Here is a 16356-nt window from a genome sequence, read left to right as displayed (position 1 = left end):
AAGGCGAGCGGTTAGGTCATGCGGGATAAGACGAAGACATGGAGTGGCATGGGTTTGGCCACGGAATGGCTTTGGCTTATATCCGCCTTGACCTGGGAGCCGTAGCTGGACATAGAAAAGCGAAGGCGAGCGGTTAGGTCCGGCATAAGCAGAATGCCCAAAAAATCCAATAAAAAAGAAACTGGCAGGCCAGCTTCTTACTTTATCGTCTATTCAGTTTCCTTATTCGCAACTCCTTGTTCCTTCATTGCATCCTTTCGTGAAAGATTAACTCTTCCCTGGTTGTCGATTTCTTTTACTTTAACCAGAATGTCATCTCCAATGGAAACAACGTCTGAAACATTCTTAATATGACGTTCATCAAGCTGTGAAATATGAACAAGACCTTCTTTACCTTTGAAAAGCTCTACAAAGGCTCCAAACTTTTCAATGCGCTTAACTTTACCAAGATATGTCTTACCTACTTCAACCTCACGAACCAGGTCTTCAATAATTTGCTTCGCCTGTTTGTTCATATCCATATCGGCTGATGAGATAAAGATGTTTCCATCCTGTTCAATATCAATTTTTACGCCTGTTTCTTCGATAATCTGGTTAATTTGTTTACCGCTTGGTCCGATGACATCTCTGATTTTATCCGGGTTAATGCTCATCGTTAAGATTTTTGGTGCATGTGCAGAAAGCTCGTGACGTGGCTGCTGTATGGTTTCAAGCATATGGCCGAGAATATGCATACGCCCTTTTTTCGCTTGTGTCAGAGCTTCTTTCAAAATCTCACGTGACAGGCCTTCAATTTTAATATCCATCTGAAGAGCGGTTACTCCATCTTTTGTTCCGGCAACTTTAAAGTCCATGTCACCAAGATGGTCTTCCATGCCCTGAATATCTGTTAAAATCGTATAATCTTCGTCCTGTTTCACAAGTCCCATAGCAATACCCGCTACTGGAGCTTTTATAGGCACACCTGCATCCATCATAGCCATCGTGCTTCCACAAATACTTGCCTGCGATGTTGAACCGTTTGATTCCAACACTTCAGAAACAACCCTGATTGTGTATGGGAATTCCTTTTCAGAAGGAACAATAGGCTCTAAAGCACGTTCACCCAGTGCACCATGTCCAATTTCACGACGTCCTGGCCCTCTAATTGGACCGGTCTCACCTACACTAAAGGAAGGGAAATTATAGTGATGCATAAAGCGCTTTGATTCTTCCAGGTCAAGTCCATCCAAAATCTGAACATCGCCCAATGCTCCTAATGTACATACACTTAAGGCCTGGGTTTGACCTCTTGTAAACAGACCCGATCCATGTGCTCTTGGCAACACACCCACACGGGAAGACAATGGTCTGATTTCATCCGGAGCACGACCATCCGGACGTACATTTTCTTTTGTGATTAAACGGCGTACTTCATCCTTAACCAATGCATCCAGTACATCCCGAACTTGTCCAAGGACATCTTCATCCTGTTCCTCTTCTGTATATTTCTCCAGTACTTCATTTTTTACTTTTTCAATCGCTTCATCTCTTGCGTGTTTTTCCTCTACCTGAATAGCCTGGATTAATTCTTCCTTAGCATCTTTTTCAACCTGTTCCCTGATGGATGCTTCTGGTTGGAAAAGTTCAACTTCCATTTTTTCTTTGCCGGCTTCTTCAATAATTTTTTCCTGAAATTCAACCAGTCTTTGAATTTCTTTATGACCAAACATGATGGCTTCCAGCATGACTTCTTCCGGAACTTCATTCGCTCCAGCTTCTACCATGTTAACGGCATCCTTCGTACCTGCAACAGACAGATTGATATCACTTTTCTCCAACTGATCTACAGTAGGATTAATAATGAATTCGCCATCAATTCGTCCAACAATAACACCTGCAATCGGTCCGTTAAATGGAATATCAGAAACTCCCAACGCAATGGAAGACCCAATCATGGCGGCTACTTCTGATGAGCAGTCCTGATCAACACTCATAACTGTACTGATCACCTGTACCTCATTACGGAATCCATCCGGGAATAGCGGTCTTATTGGACGGTCAATGAGTCTGGAGGTTAAAATTGCTTTTTCGCTTGGTCTCCCTTCACGCTTGATAAAACCACCCGGAATTTTACCTACAGCATATAATCTTTCTTCATAGTTCACTGTAAGCGGGAAAAAGTTTAGATTCTTCGGTTCATTTGATGCAGTGGCTGTACATAATACAGCTGTTTCTCCATATCGTATCATGCATGCGCCGTTTGCCTGTTTAGCAAGTTCGCCAATTTCAACTTTAAGCGTACGGCCAGCTATATCAATGGAGTACTCCTTTTTATCTTCTGCCATTTTGTACTACTCCTCTCAAACAAAAAAATTACGTTTATAGTTAGATTGTAACTACTGCGTATAAATTTATGTAAAAAATACTCCTATCCAAAATATAACAAAAATTCTTCCTATAGAAAAAGCGGGATTCTATCCCGCTTTTTATCTTTCTCTGCTGATCCGCGGATAAAAACAAAATTAGCGACGCAGACCAAGTTTTTTAATTAACTCACGGTAGCGAGTTACATCTTTTTTACGTAAGTAGTTCAGCAAGTTACGGCGTTTACCTACCATCTTCAAAAGACCACGACGTGAATGGTGATCCTTCTTATGATCACGCAAATGCTCGTTAAGCTTGGTAATCTCTTCAGTTAGGACAGCAACTTGAACCTCTGGAGATCCAGTATCGTTTTCATGTGTCTTAAACTCATTGATGATTTCATTCTTACGTTCTTGTGTTAAAGCCATCCTGTTTCACCTCCTATTATTATAATCCCCATTCTCCTAGCATAGCGTTGGTGAAGCGCTAAGCCAAGCGATGGTTGAATAACGTACGGATTATACGATACAACTTTTTGACTAAAAATGCAAGAGGTTTATGAAGAAATCGCAAAAAATTGTCGTATCATTTCCTCATCATGACGGAGCTGTGACTTTAACTCCTCAATACCAGAAAATTTTTGTTCTTCCCGTATATACGTAAAGAAGTCCACCTCTGCCTCTTTACCATAAATATTGCCAGAAAAATCAAAAATATACACTTCTAAGGATGGTTTTGCATCACCTTCCTTAAATGTAGGTTTGTAGCCAAGGTTAGCCATTCCGTAATAAGTTGACCCATTTAAGGCAAGCTGTACTGCATATACGCCTACTTTGGGCAAATAATAGTCATCAGAAAGCTGTATATTTGCTGTGGGAAATCCGATTGTATGACCCCTTTGACTTCCCTTTTTAACTCTTCCTTTTAAACGATAAGGTCTTCCTAACAGCTGGCGGGCATCATTCATCCGGCCTTCAGCTATCTTGTTACGAATGGCTGTAGAACTAATCTTTTCATTATTATGACTCACTTTTTCTATCATCGACAGGGTAAACTCACCTTTGGAATGTTCCTTCATGGTATCCATATTTCCTTTACCCTTATGACCATATGTAAAATCAAAGCCTGCAACTAAGTGCTTAACACCAAGTTTAATTAAAAACTCTTCTGCAAATTTATCGGGTTCCAATTGCGCCAGAGATTCATTAAACTTTACAATAAAGACATAATCAATCCCTAAATTTTCAAATTGCTCCAGCTTAGCTCTTTTTGGAGTAAGATAATGGACCTCCTGAATTTCTTTATTTAAAACAACAGAAGGGTGAGGATGAAAGGTCATCACTGCACTTTTCAAATGTTTTTCTTCGGCTGCTTTTTTTGCCTCACCAATGACCTTCTGATGACCAAGGTGAACCCCGTCAAAATAACCAATAGCCAGAGCCATATCCTGTACATCCAAGGATTTTTCAATTGGATATTCCAGTTCAAATACTTCCATTTTTCCACCTTCTTTACAGCAGCAAGTATGTTTGTTTCGCCTACGTTTGAGCAGGAACCTGAAACATTTTATAGGGCTTCATAAAATCCTTCTTACTGGGATGAATCTGATAGAGAGCGATTAATTCATTTGTCGTTTCAGCTTTAATCCGAAAAGGGTCTGTACTCGGCATGTTTTCAGGTAAAGGTAACACTTGTCCATGTTTATAGCGGGAGACATCCTGTTCACTTATATACAGTGTATCAAATTTTTGTAGAGCAAAGTCGATTGAGTACAGATTTTCTTCAATTTTATCTTCCAATACAGCCTTCTTAAGATCCTCTATCGTTAGGGATTGTGTCTGACGAAATGTCCCCGATTCCGTTCGAGTCAGCTGTGACATATGTGCAGGATAGCCTAAAGCGGAACCTATATCTACACATAATGTACGGATATACGTACCTTTTGAACATTTTACACGTATACGAAAGGAAGCTGTTGAATGATCCTGTGACCAGTCAATGCTTTCAGACAAAAGCTTCAGATGATGAATGGTTATACTTCTTTGCGGGCGCTCCACTTCTACCCCCATTCTCGCATACTCGTAAAGCTTTTTCCCTTTTACTTTTACAGCAGAATACATGGGTGGAGTCTGCTCGATTTCCCCTTCGAATTCAGATAGTGTCTGTACAATATCATCAATCGTGAGAGTGTCTGAAACCTTTTCCTTTTTGATGATTTGTCCTTCCTGATCCTCTGTTTCAGTGGCAATTCCCAGCGTTATTTCCGCTTCGTAAACTTTTGGAGATTCCATAATAATAGAAGATATTTTAGTGGCTTGTCCAATACAAATCGGTAAAATTCCATCAACCTGGGGGTCCAGCGTTCCTGTATGACCGACTTTTTTCATTTTCAAAAGCTTTCGAACCTTAAACACGCAGTCGTGTGAGGTCAAACCAGGTTCTTTCCATAAAGGGAGGATTCCATCCATATTTGACCCTCCAATCTTCTTTGTTTAAACAAGTGAAAAGGATAGACATAAATGCCTATCCTTTCATGCCTACTGTTCATCCGTGTCTTCGTTGAGTTCACTTATAATCCGTTCAATTCGATTTCCGTATTCAATCGTCTCATCAAACTCAAAGGTGATCTCAGGAGTCTTTCGTAAGCGAATTCGTTTCCCTATTTCGGAGCGGATAAACCCTTTCGCTTTTGCAAGTCCGGCGAGTGTATCATACTTTTGCTCGTCATCTCCTAAAACAGAAATGAAAATTTTTGCCTGCTGCAGATCACCGGTGACTTTTACATCTGTTACTGTAACAAATCCAATACGGGGGTCTTTAATTTTCTTGCCAATAATATCCCCAAGTTCTTTTTTCATCTGTTCTGCAATTCGATTGACACGAAGTTCACTCATTTGCTAACACCTCTTTATAACAAGGGATGAGTCTATAACCACTCAATTTGTTTATTTGTTACTTCAAGTTCAGAAAAGGAGTCTGTTAATTTTACGATTTCCTGAAGAACCTTTTCTGCCTGTATTTTGTCAGATGAGACATGTGCGATGCCTACTAATGTTCTTTGCCACAAATCCTGATAATCAAGTTCACTTATGGACACATTAAATGATTGCCTGATCCTGTGCAAAAACCGTTTTAACACGGACCGTTTCTGCTTTAATGAATGGGTGTCATAAATGAAGCATTCGATTTCAAGATACACGATCATACAGGCTTAACTTCCTCCATAACAAAGGCTTCAATAATGTCTCCTTCTTTAATATCATTGTAGTTTTTAATTGTAATTCCGCACTCATACCCTTGAGCAACTTCTTTTACATCATCTTTATAACGCTTTAATGAATCAATTTCACCTTCAAATTGGACAATACCATCTCTAATAAGACGTACACCAGCATTTCGGGTAACTTTACCTTCAGTAATATAACAACCCGCAATGGTTCCTACTTTAGAAACTTTAAAGGTTTCACGGACTTCTGCCTGACCTGTTATCTTTTCATGATACTCAGGGTCCAGCATACCTTTCATCGCCGATTCAATCTCTTCAATGGCTTTATAAATAACACGATGAAGTCTTACATCTACATTTTCTGTTTCAGCTGCATTCTTCGCATTGGCATCCGGTCTTACGTTAAAACCAATAACAATAGCGTTAGATGCAGAGGCAAGGATAATATCAGACTCTGTAATGGCACCTACACCCGTGTGAATAATTTTAACTTTAACACCTTCAACCTCAATCTTACGCAAGGATGCTGCAACAGCCTCAACGGATCCCTGAACATCTGCTTTTACAATAAGGTTAATTTCCTTCATATCCTGCTGTTTTATTTGTTCAAACAGATCATCAATATTTACTTTCGCGGAATCGTTACGCTGTGCTTCAATTTGCTGCTGTTGTCTTGCTTCACCAATTTGACGCGCTTTCTTTTCGTCTTCAAAGACAACAAATCGGTCACCTGCTTCAGGTACTTCATTCAGACCTGTAATCTCAACTGGAGTAGATGGGCCTGCTTCTTGTATACGACGTCCTTCATCATTGACCATAGCTCTTACACGGCCAAATGTATGACCCACAACTAATGAATCACTGACATTCAGTGTTCCATTTTGAACAAGTAGAGTGGCAACTGGACCACGGCCTTTGTCTAATTCAGCTTCTATTACTGTACCGACAGCAAGGCGATCAGGGTTAGCCTTCAGCTCTTCAACCTCTGCAACCAGGGTAATCATTTCAAGTAAATCATCAATGCCTTCTCCTTTAAGTGCAGACACAGGAACATAAATCGTATCTCCACCCCAGTCTTCCGGAACGAGCTCGTACTCCGTCAATTCCTGCATGACACGGTCAGGATTGGCTCCCTCTTTATCAATCTTATTAACAGCGATAATAATAGGCACTTCAGCTGCTTTCGCATGATTGATGGCTTCAACAGTTTGTGGCATAACGCCGTCATCAGCAGCCACCACCAGGATGGCAATGTCGGTTACCTGAGCACCTCTTGAGCGCATACTTGTAAAAGCTGCGTGACCCGGTGTATCCAAGAAGGTAACTTTCTTTCCATTTTCCGGCTCAATTTGGTAGGCACCAATATGTTGAGTAATTCCACCTGCTTCTCCCTCCGTCACCTTTGTATGGCGAATGGAATCAAGTAAAGTGGTTTTTCCGTGGTCAACGTGACCCATAATCGTCACTACAGATGGACGCTCAATTAAATCCTCTTCAGCATCTTCAAAATCATAATTTTCGATGTCTGTTTCATCAACCACCACTTCTTCTTCAACTTCTACCCCATATTCCTCACAAAGAAGTTCGATGGTATCCTTATCAAGATCCTGATTAATTGTGGCCATCACACCAAGAAACATCAATTTTTTAATAAGCTCGGAAGGCTCTTTATTTAATTTCTCCGCCAGTTCACCAACTGTTAAAGAGCCGGAGAAAGTTATTTTTTCAGGTGATGCCGGTTTTTTATTTGATTGTTGTTTTTCATTCTGATTTTGATTTTGTTGTTTCATAGTATTTTTATTTTTCTTTTGTTTCCCTTTTTTATGACCATTTTTTTTGTTTTCCTGTTGCTTTTGACCGGCATTTTGAGATTGGTTGTTTTTCTTATTCTTAGGGTTACTGTTGTTTTGCTTAGTTTGCTCAGGCTTATTACCCTGCTGTTTGGGCTGGTCATCCTTCACCGTACCACCAAATCCAAATTCCTTATCCAGAATAGCTTTGGTTCCATCTGTAATGGTGGACATGTGATTGGATACCTCTATATCTAAACTTTTTAGTTTTTCAATAACTTCCTTACTTTTTAATTGGTTCTGTTTTGCGTATTCGTAAATTCGCAATTTACTCATACATTCACCCCCGGTTAGTTTCTTCGAGCATGGAGATAATCTTTTTCGCAAATCCGTCGTCTTTAATACCTACAGCCACACGACCATTTTTACCCATGGCCTGTGATAATTGGTCACGATCATCTCCAATGACAAACGGTATATCATAATACGTACACTTATCTGTAAATTTCTTTTTTGTGTTTGGTGCTGCATCTTTTGCTATAATTAACAGCTTCATCTGCTTCGAGCGAATATCTTTTAAAATGGCTTCCTCTCCTAAACTGCATTTTCCAGCTCTGAATGCCAATCCAACTAGATTTAAGTAGGAATTTTTCAATGTTTTACACCTTCAACGTAGTCTAGTAATTCCTGATATATTTCTGTATCCACCTTTACATTAAAGGTTTGAGATAAAACATCTTTCGCTTTTGCCTGTTCAATAACATGTTTATCCTTTGTTAAATAAGCTCCACGGCCATTTTTCTTTCCTGTTTCATCTATAAAGATATCGCCGTCTTTATTTTTCACTACGCGGATAAGTTCCTTCTTAGGCTTCATATCTTTCGTCATCACACATTTTCGCAAAGGTGCTTTTTTATTTTTAGCCATAAGAAAATCTCCCCTTACTCAAAAGAATTTTCTTCTTCTGGTTCAGAATCAGCTTCTTCTTCCTCATGGTTTTCCTCAAGCAGCCCCTCTTCCAAAGCTACAGATTCACTCTTTATATCAATTTTCCATCCTGTTAATTTAGCAGCAAGACGAGCATTCTGGCCACGCTTTCCAATAGCTAATGATAACTGATAATCCGGAACGATAACTGTTGTGGCATTATCTTCCTCATCCACTAATACAGAAAGCACCTTGGCCGGGCTAAGAGCATTCGAGATATAAACGACAGGATCCTCTGACCACTCTACGATATCAATTTTTTCTCCTTTTAGCTCATCCACTACAGCCTGAACCCTTTGACCACGCTGACCAACACAAGAACCAACAGGATCAATTTCAGGATCCTCGGCATGTACGGAAATCTTTGAGCGGTCTCCAGCCTCTCTTGAAACAGATTTAACCTCAACAATACCATCATAAATTTCAGGGACTTCCATCTCAAACAAACGTTTTAAAAGTCCAGGGTGTGTACGGGAAACAAAAATTTGCGGTCCCTTATTTGTGCTCTCCACTTTTGTCAGAAAAACTTTAATCCGGTCATGTACTTCATAAGATTCATTTGGCATAACTTCATTATGCGGTAAGCGACCTTCTGCTTTTCCTAAATCGATATAAATAAAGCGATGATCTTTACGTTGAATAATTCCCGTCATAACATCTTCTACACGATCAATATAATCATTATAAATGACACCGCGCTCAGCTTCCCGAACACGCTGAGTAACGACCTGCTTTGCAGCCTGAGCCGCAATCCTGCCAAAGTCCTTAGGTGTTACCTCAAGCTCTACAATATCCCCTTCTTCGTAGCTTGGATCTATTTGCTGGGCTTCGTGTAAGGTGATTTCGGTCTGGTCGTCTTCAACAGAGTCAACAACCGTTTTTCGTGCCAGTACATGCATTGAGCCTGTTTCTTCATTCAGATCCACACGTACATTTGTTTTTGATTTAAAATTCTTTTTATAAGCTGAAATTAAGGCAGCTTCCAGGGCATCCATTAAAATTTCTTTATCGATACCCTTCTCTTTCTCTAAATATTGGATTGCCTCAAAAAGATCGGCGTTGTTCACCTTGATATCCTCCTTTTAATTAAATGTAACAGCTAAGTGAGCTTTAGCTATCTGATCGAAGGGAATTTCAACATTCTTTGTTCTGGTTTTAACTTTCACTTCCAAATTAACAATCCCATTTTCAACAGAACGCAGCTTTCCTTCAAATTCTTTTTCACCATCAATAGCCTTATAAACCTTCACATACACGTTTTCACCTGTATGATCGATAAAGTCCTGCTCCTTTTTCAGCGGTCTCTCTACCCCTGGCGAAGATACTTCAAGATAATAGGGGTCTTTTACAGGCTCTGCTTCATCTAATTTCTCACTGAGCGCTTCACTCACTTTTCCGCACTCTTCTATATCCACACCGCCTTCTTTATCGATATAAACACGAAGAAACCAGTTCTTCCCTTCCTTCACAAACTCTGTATCTACAAGTTCCAGGTTCATATCGTCCAAAATGGGTTGTACGAGCTCTTCTGTCGTCTCTGTTACTTTTTTTCCCATTCCGATCACTCCTTTAGCGTTTATGTAGATTTACCCTTTTGCCGCAGGATTCAAATGATACATCATTTACGATAAAATTCCCTGCTATACAAGCAGGGAATTTTCCTTCAGAGCCATTTGAATCACTAACAGAATCAAAAGAACAAAAACTCACCCATAACAAAATAGAAGTTTATGACAACCAGTTTCTTCCTTTACGGCTGCCAATAAAGTAATAAACCTTCAGGTAATAGGAAAGAGTGGGCTGCCCCACTCTTTATCCTTACTTCGTATCCTTTGTTATACCAACAAAAATATACCATAACTTCATAAACTTTGCAAACATACTAAAAGAGAGATAACTGATTGGCATCCGGTAATCCTTCTAAACAGCCATGCTGATCAAGGTACTCCAATACGGTTTTGGATATTCGACTTCTTTCGCGCAAGTCTTCTTTTGATAGAAATTCGCCATCTTCTCTGACTTTCTGGATATTTAAAGCGGCGTTTGTACCCAGACCGTCAATTGCATTAAATGGAGGGATGAGCGTATCCCCGTCTACTAGAAAATCCTTGGCGTCTGAGCGATACAGGTCTACCTTTTGGAATGAATAGCCTCTTTCGTTCATCTCTAAGGCGACTTCAAGGACAGTCAGTAAACTTTTTTCTTTTGGAGAGGCGTCATTCCCTTTGTTCTGAATCTCTTCAATCCGTTTCCGAATGGCCTGACTTCCCTTTATCATGGTATCCAGCTCAAAGTCACTGGCGCGCACACTAAAGTAGGCTGCATAAAAGTAAATCGGATAATGTACTTTAAAATAGGCGATTCGAATGGCCATCAATACATAAGCAGCTGCGTGAGCTTTCGGGAACATGTACTTAATCTTCTTACAGGATTCAATATACCAGTCTGGTACACCATGCTTCTTCATCTCTTCAATCCAGTCATCCTGCAGTCCTTTCCCCTTACGTACAAACTCCATAATTTTAAAGGCAAGAGAAGCTTCTAACCCTTTGTGGAGCAAATATACCATGATATCATCACGACAGCCGATTACCTCGGGCAGTGTACAAATACCTTTATTAATCAATTCCTGAGCATTGCCCAACCATACATCTGTACCATGTGATAATCCCGATATCATGACTAATTCTGCAAAGGTAGACGGCTTTGTATCTTCCAGCATCTGCCGAACAAACCTGGTACCAAATTCAGGGACACCTAATGTTCCTGTTTTACACATAATTTGTTCAGCATCTACACCAAGAGATTCAGGACCACTGAATATTTTCATGACCTCAGGATCGTCTGTTGGTACCTCCTGAGGATCAATTCCGGTTAAGTCCTGCAGCATACGGATAACTGTGGGATCATCGTGTCCGAGTATATCCAGCTTAAGCAAATTGTCATGAATGGAATGGAAGTCAAAGTGAGTTGTTCTCCACTCAGAACTCCGGTCATCTGCTGGATACTGTATTGGTGTAAAATCATATATTTCCCTGTCATCCGGCACAACGATTATCCCGCCCGGATGCTGCCCGGTTGTTCGTTTAACTCCCGTACAGCCCTGAACCAGGCGATCTACCTCAGTCTGTTTATACGTAATATCGTGATCGGATGCATACCCCTTCACATAGCCATATGCGGTCTTATCTGCAACGGTACCAATGGTTCCTGCACGATACACCTTGTCCTCACCGAATAGAACCTTTGTGTAATTATGTGCCCGTGGCTGATATTCCCCTGAGAAATTCAAATCAATATCGGGAACTTTATCACCTTTAAATCCTAAGAAGGTTTCAAATGGAATATCCTGTCCATCTTTATTCAGACTGGTCCCGCATTTAGGGCAATCCTTTTCTGGTAAATCAAATCCGGAGCCAACAGATCCATCATTAAAAAACTCAGAGTGCTGACAGTTTGGACAAACATAATGTGGTGGAAGAGGATTCACTTCAGTAATTTCTGTCATTGTAGCAACTAACGACGAACCGACAGATCCCCTTGAGCCAACCAGATAACCATCATCCAGCGACTTTTTAACGAGTTTTTGCGAAATCAGATAAATAACGGCAAATCCGTTACCGATAATACTGTCCAATTCTTTATCAAGACGGTTTTTAACAATGTCCGGCAGAGGATCTCCATAAATGCTCTTCGCACGCCCATACGTCATATCCCGCATTTCGTCCTCGGCTCCGTCAATGTTAGGCGTATACAAGTCTTCTTTCACCGGTTTAATTTCATCGATCCATTCACTGATTTTCTGTGTATTCTCAACTACAACTTCAAAAGCCTTATCCTCACCTAAAAAGGAGAGTTCATTCAGCATTTCATCCGTTGTTTTGAAATAAACATCAGGTAATGTCTGCCGGTTTAATGGATTTCCGCTCTGTGAAGCAATTAATATTTGTCGATAAACTCTTTCATGCTTTTCAATGTAGTGGGTATTCCCCGTAGCCACCACAGGCTTGTTTAATTTTTCTCCAAGCTCCGTTAAATTTTTCAAAATATCGAGTAAATCATGCTCATCCCGGACCAGTTCCTTTTCAATCAGATGCGCATAATTGGACGGAGGCTGTATTTCAATATAATCGTAAAAGGCTGCCACATCTTCCGCTTCTTCCTTTGACTTTTGCATCATGGTTTCAAAAAGCTCACCTTTATCACAGCCGGAACCTATTAAAATACCCTCACGATACTTTTGCAATTTTGACCGTGGGATTCTTGGAACTCGGTAAAAATAATCAATATGAGAAATCGAAACTAGTTTATATAAATTTTTAAGCCCTTCCTGATTTTGTGCTAATAATGTTGCATGAAAAGGTCTTGACCGTTGATAGGCATTTCCTTCACCCATATGGTTATTCAGCTGATTATGGTTGGAAATATCTTTTTTAAAGCATTCCTCTACAAGCTTCCAGAGTAAATATCCTGTTGCTTCTGCATCATAAATGGCCCGGTGATGCTGGGTTAATTCAATGTTAAACACTTTACATAGAGTATTTAAACGATGATTCTTTAAATTAGGCAGCAAAAACCTTGCGAGCTCAAGCGTATCAATCACAGGGTTTGGCGCCTTTTCTTTCCCGATTTTTTTAAGTCCGGCATTCAGGAATCCCATATCGAAGCTTGCATTATGTGCAACAAGAATGGCATCCCCCATCCAGGTGTGGAAATCTTCCAGCACTTCATCTACTTCAGGTGCATTTTGAACCATTTCATCCGTGATTCCGGTTAATTCTGTTGTTGTCTCACTCAATGGATGATGAGGATTGGCAAACGATTCGAATCTGTCGATAATTTCCCCCTTCTTCACTTTGACTGCCGCAAGTTCAATGATCGTATCATATATTGCCGATAACCCCGTTGTTTCAACGTCATAGACCACATATTCTGCATCTTCCAGCATTCGATCATGCTCATTATAAGCAATTGGAACACCGTCATCGACTACATTAGCTTCTACCCCATATAACACTTTAATATTATGCTTTTCTCCTGCAGCATACGCTTCAGGAAAGGACTGTACGACAGCATGGTCAGTAATTGCAACAGCAGGGTGCTGCCACTTAGCAGCTGTTTCAATGAGGCGGGATGCTGATACTGGCGCATCCATTTGACTCATCATGGTATGCGCATGTAATTCCACCCTTTTTTCTCCCTCTGGAGCCTGATCAGAGCGTTCACCTTTTTGGATCTGGTTAATATCCCGGCCCATCATGGTTAATTCATTTGTAAAAGTATCCGTTTGAATACTCCCTCGTGCTTTCACCCACATCCCTTTCTTTAACTGTTTAAACTTCTCCTGATCACTTTCACCATTGGAAAACATTTTTACAGTAAGAGAGTCTGTGTAGTCTGTTAATTTTGCAATTAATAAATGACGACCAGATCGCAACTCACGAATATCAACGTCAAAAACATAGCCTTCTATCGTAATTCTCCGCTCCTCTTCCACAATGGTTTCCATCTCAACCTTATCTTCCTGAATAGGATAACCAATGGTAAAGGGCTCATTACTTTTTTCTTCACTTTGTTTTTTTGCTCTTTCTTCTTTATCTTTTACAGCCTTTTGTATAAGATTTTGATCTTCCTGCTCTCTCATTTCGATAAATCGTTTCAAGTCCTCTTCAGACTCTTTGACATTCACGTGAATTTGAAAAGGAGCACAGCCAATCTTGGCACAAAAATCACTTACAGGCTGCTGCAAGCGTTTTTTAATGGCGTGGGATTCCGCCTCATTTCTGGCCAAAATCGTTAGTTTATTGCCATCCAATTCCGGTGTCTGCTGATGAAGAATATCCTTGTAGGCAGGCAGCAAATCAGGGACAGATTGAATGAAAACAGACCAGTACTCATCTATATACTCCCTCTTAAATTCTTGATTTTCCGCTTCTATTTTAAAATCTACAGAAGCTATATGATCAAAAGCTTCATGAATTTTGGTTTCAAATAACTGAAATACATCCGGCGGCAGTACACTCTGAACACGGAATGTAAAGCGCCACATTTTCTCCTTCTTAAAAACGGTTAATTTCTCTAAGGAGGCTTCTTGAAAATATTTATTGATAATGTCATTGGGTAATTGAATTTGCTCCAGCAAAATCTCCATTTTTTCACGGCTGGTGACCGGCATAATTAAATCTCCCCCTGTTAAACTGGAAAACCCCTGTCGTAAATTAGTGACAAGGGTTGAAAAATGCTCTATTCTATTTTACCTCACTGATAAAAGAACGTACAGTATTAATAATTTCTGTTTGCTGAACATCTTCCTGCTCTCCGGAATCTCGATATTTAACCTCGACATAGCCTTCAGCTGCACGTTTACCAACAGTTATTCTCAAAGGTATGCCCATAAGATCACTATCCGCAAACTTCACACCTGCGCGTTCCTGACGATCATCAAATAACACTTCAATACCAGCTTTTTTCAATGATTCATAAATTTCCTCAGCAAGCTCCAGTTGTTCATTTTTTTTCACATTTAATGCCAGCAGGTGAACATGATATGGAGCAACCTGAGCCGGCCAGGTGATACCATTGTCGTCATGATGCTGTTCAACGATAGCGGCAAGGGTACGTGAAACTCCTATACCATAACAGCCCATGATAAATGAATTGGCCTTTCCATTCTGGTCCAAATAGGTAGCATTCATCTTTTCAGAATAGTACCTTCCCAGTTTAAACACGTGACCCACTTCAATACCTCTGGCAAACTTAATTTTACCGTTCCCATCAGGGGATGGATCACCTTCCTGAATAAACCTTAAATCTGCATATTGGCTTACTTTAAAATCACGATCAGGGGTAACATTCATATAGTGATAGCCATCCTCATTTGCCCCGCAGGAAACATTAACCAGAGATTGTACGGCATGATCGGCAACAATATCAATATCTTCAGGGACACCTACTGGCCCTAATGAGCCAAATCCGGCATTCATAGCCTGTCTGGTTTCCTCTTCACTGGCTAAATCAACGAAACTTGCATCATATAAGTTCTTTAACTTAACATCATTGACTTCGTGATCCCCTCGTGTAATGACTAAAACTAATTGCTCGTCCACTTTAAACATGAGAGCTTTTATACCCTGATCCAATGAGTGTCCCAGATAATCTGCCACTTCTTCCATCGTTTTCTGATTCGGTGTTTCCACTTTTTGCAATTCTTTTAATTTTTCATCTGAAGTTTCATATGTTGTTATAACAGGTGCCATTTCGATGTTGGCTGCATAGTCAGATGTGTCAGAATAGGCGATCACATCTTCTCCAACCTCTGACAGAACCATAAACTCATGGGTATCCTTTCCGCCCATAGCTCCAGAGTCGGCAATAACAGCGCGGAAATCCAAACCACATCGGCTGAAAATATTTTTATAGGCATTAAATAATTTTTCATAGGTCTCATCAAGACTTTCAAAACTCTCATGGAAGGAATAAGCATCCTTCATTAAAAATTCACGCCCGCGTAGCAACCCAAATCGAGGTCTTTTTTCATCTCTAAACTTCGATTGGATCTGATAGACGGTTAAAGGCAGTTTTTTATAACTCTTCAGTTCATCACGAATAATACTTGTAATAACCTCTTCATGTGTTGCACCTAAGGCAAATTCCCGTTCATGGCGGTCATTGATTCGCATAAGTTCTGGTCCAAACGTTTCCCAGCGTCCGGATTCCTTCCATAATTCGGATGGCTGTAATGCAGGCATCAGCATTTCTGAGGCTCCTGCTTCATCCATCTCTTCCCTTACAATCTGTTCCACTTTTCTTAGCACACGATTTCCTAAAGGCAGAAAGCTGTAAAGGCCGGACGCAATTTGTCGCATAAAGCCTGCACGAACCAATAATTGGTGACTTTTTATTTCAGCATCATTTGGATTTTCTTTTAAGGTAGGTATTAGTAAATTGCTTTGTCGCATAAACATGCACCTCGATTTCTTATTTAATCTAATAACCTGTTCAATCTAA

The 16356-nt window shown here is 40.2% G+C and carries 13 protein-coding genes; all 13 read right to left on the bottom strand.

Annotated elements, in window-relative coordinates; all coding sequences use genetic code 11:
* Nucleotides 1–209: 209 nt before the first annotated feature.
* On the bottom strand, nucleotides 210–2327 hold the full coding sequence (gene pnp / locus ABD006_RS11790) for a polyribonucleotide nucleotidyltransferase (protein WP_343841234.1): 2118 nt from the start codon (nucleotides 2325–2327) through the stop codon (nucleotides 210–212).
* A 177-nt stretch (nucleotides 2328–2504) separates the two neighbouring features.
* Nucleotides 2505–2774, bottom strand: coding sequence for a 30S ribosomal protein S15 (rpsO, locus tag ABD006_RS11785; protein ID WP_044157470.1), 270 nt, complete (start codon nucleotides 2772–2774; stop codon nucleotides 2505–2507).
* 128 nt (nucleotides 2775–2902) lie between these two features.
* Nucleotides 2903–3844: a riboflavin biosynthesis protein RibF gene (gene ribF, locus ABD006_RS11780; RefSeq protein ID WP_343841229.1), complete on the bottom strand. Its 942-nt coding sequence runs from the start codon at nucleotides 3842–3844 to the stop codon at nucleotides 2903–2905.
* 40 nt (nucleotides 3845–3884) lie between these two features.
* The gene (truB, locus tag ABD006_RS11775; protein ID WP_343841226.1) at nucleotides 3885–4814 is read right to left on the bottom strand and encodes a tRNA pseudouridine(55) synthase TruB; all 930 of its coding nucleotides are present in this window, start codon (nucleotides 4812–4814) and stop codon (nucleotides 3885–3887) included.
* A gap of 69 nt (nucleotides 4815–4883) precedes the next feature.
* Nucleotides 4884–5240, bottom strand: coding sequence for a 30S ribosome-binding factor RbfA (rbfA, locus tag ABD006_RS11770; RefSeq protein ID WP_343841223.1), 357 nt, complete (start codon nucleotides 5238–5240; stop codon nucleotides 4884–4886).
* 32 nt (nucleotides 5241–5272) lie between these two features.
* Nucleotides 5273–5551, bottom strand: coding sequence for a DUF503 domain-containing protein (locus ABD006_RS11765; protein WP_343841221.1), 279 nt, complete (start codon nucleotides 5549–5551; stop codon nucleotides 5273–5275).
* Nucleotides 5548–7698 carry a translation initiation factor IF-2 gene (gene infB / locus ABD006_RS11760; protein WP_343841218.1) on the bottom strand — a complete coding sequence of 717 codons (2151 nt, stop codon included), beginning with the start codon at nucleotides 7696–7698 and terminating at the stop codon, nucleotides 5548–5550. The genes ABD006_RS11765 and infB overlap by 4 nt, the downstream gene beginning before the upstream one ends.
* Nucleotides 7699–7702: 4 nt before the next feature.
* Entirely contained in the window at nucleotides 7703–8017 is a 315-nt protein-coding gene (locus tag ABD006_RS11755; protein ID WP_343841215.1) for a L7Ae/L30e/S12e/Gadd45 family ribosomal protein, read from the bottom strand.
* Entirely contained in the window at nucleotides 8014–8289 is a 276-nt protein-coding gene (gene rnpM / locus ABD006_RS11750) for an RNase P modulator RnpM (protein WP_044157463.1), read from the bottom strand. Before rnpM ends, ABD006_RS11755 begins: the two co-directional genes overlap by 4 nt.
* Nucleotides 8290–8303: 14 nt before the next feature.
* Entirely contained in the window at nucleotides 8304–9416 is a 1113-nt protein-coding gene (nusA, locus tag ABD006_RS11745; RefSeq protein ID WP_343841211.1) for a transcription termination factor NusA, read from the bottom strand.
* A 15-nt stretch (nucleotides 9417–9431) separates the two neighbouring features.
* Nucleotides 9432–9905, bottom strand: coding sequence for a ribosome maturation factor RimP (gene rimP, locus ABD006_RS11740; RefSeq protein ID WP_343841209.1), 474 nt, complete (start codon nucleotides 9903–9905; stop codon nucleotides 9432–9434).
* A 326-nt stretch (nucleotides 9906–10231) separates the two neighbouring features.
* On the bottom strand, nucleotides 10232–14524 hold the full coding sequence (locus ABD006_RS11735) for a PolC-type DNA polymerase III (protein WP_343841206.1): 4293 nt from the start codon (nucleotides 14522–14524) through the stop codon (nucleotides 10232–10234).
* Nucleotides 14525–14597: 73 nt separating this feature from the next.
* Entirely contained in the window at nucleotides 14598–16307 is a 1710-nt protein-coding gene (locus ABD006_RS11730) for a proline--tRNA ligase (RefSeq protein ID WP_343841203.1), read from the bottom strand.
* Nucleotides 16308–16356 lie beyond the last annotated feature (49 nt).

Origin of the sequence: Salinibacillus aidingensis (assembly GCF_039522525.1) — a bacterium.
Taxonomy (GTDB): Bacteria; Bacillota; Bacilli; order Bacillales; family Alkalibacillaceae; genus Salinibacillus; species Salinibacillus aidingensis.
The sequence above is the reverse complement of the archived record's forward strand: the minus strand, read 5'-3'. Positions and strand labels throughout refer to the sequence as shown.

What these genes read in the sequence shown, in the direction of transcription:
- pnp (WP_343841234.1), bottom strand. Translation starts at nt 2,327, where the DNA reads ATGGCAGAAGATAAAAAGGAGTACTCCATTGATATAGCTGGCCGTACG.
- rpsO (WP_044157470.1), bottom strand. Translation starts at nt 2,774, where the DNA reads ATGGCTTTAACACAAGAACGTAAGAATGAAATCATCAATGAGTTTAAG.
- ribF (WP_343841229.1), bottom strand. Translation starts at nt 3,844, where the DNA reads ATGGAAGTATTTGAACTGGAATATCCAATTGAAAAATCCTTGGATGTA.
- truB (WP_343841226.1), bottom strand. Translation starts at nt 4,814, where the DNA reads ATGGATGGAATCCTCCCTTTATGGAAAGAACCTGGTTTGACCTCACAC.
- rbfA (WP_343841223.1), bottom strand. Translation starts at nt 5,240, where the DNA reads ATGAGTGAACTTCGTGTCAATCGAATTGCAGAACAGATGAAAAAAGAA.
- ABD006_RS11765 (WP_343841221.1), bottom strand. Translation starts at nt 5,551, where the DNA reads ATGATCGTGTATCTTGAAATCGAATGCTTCATTTATGACACCCATTCA.
- infB (WP_343841218.1), bottom strand. Translation starts at nt 7,698, where the DNA reads ATGAGTAAATTGCGAATTTACGAATACGCAAAACAGAACCAATTAAAA.
- rnpM (WP_044157463.1), bottom strand. Translation starts at nt 8,289, where the DNA reads ATGGCTAAAAATAAAAAAGCACCTTTGCGAAAATGTGTGATGACGAAA.
- rimP (WP_343841209.1), bottom strand. Translation starts at nt 9,905, where the DNA reads ATGGGAAAAAAAGTAACAGAGACGACAGAAGAGCTCGTACAACCCATT.
- ABD006_RS11735 (WP_343841206.1), bottom strand. Translation starts at nt 14,524, where the DNA reads ATGCCGGTCACCAGCCGTGAAAAAATGGAGATTTTGCTGGAGCAAATT.
- ABD006_RS11730 (WP_343841203.1), bottom strand. Translation starts at nt 16,307, where the DNA reads ATGCGACAAAGCAATTTACTAATACCTACCTTAAAAGAAAATCCAAAT.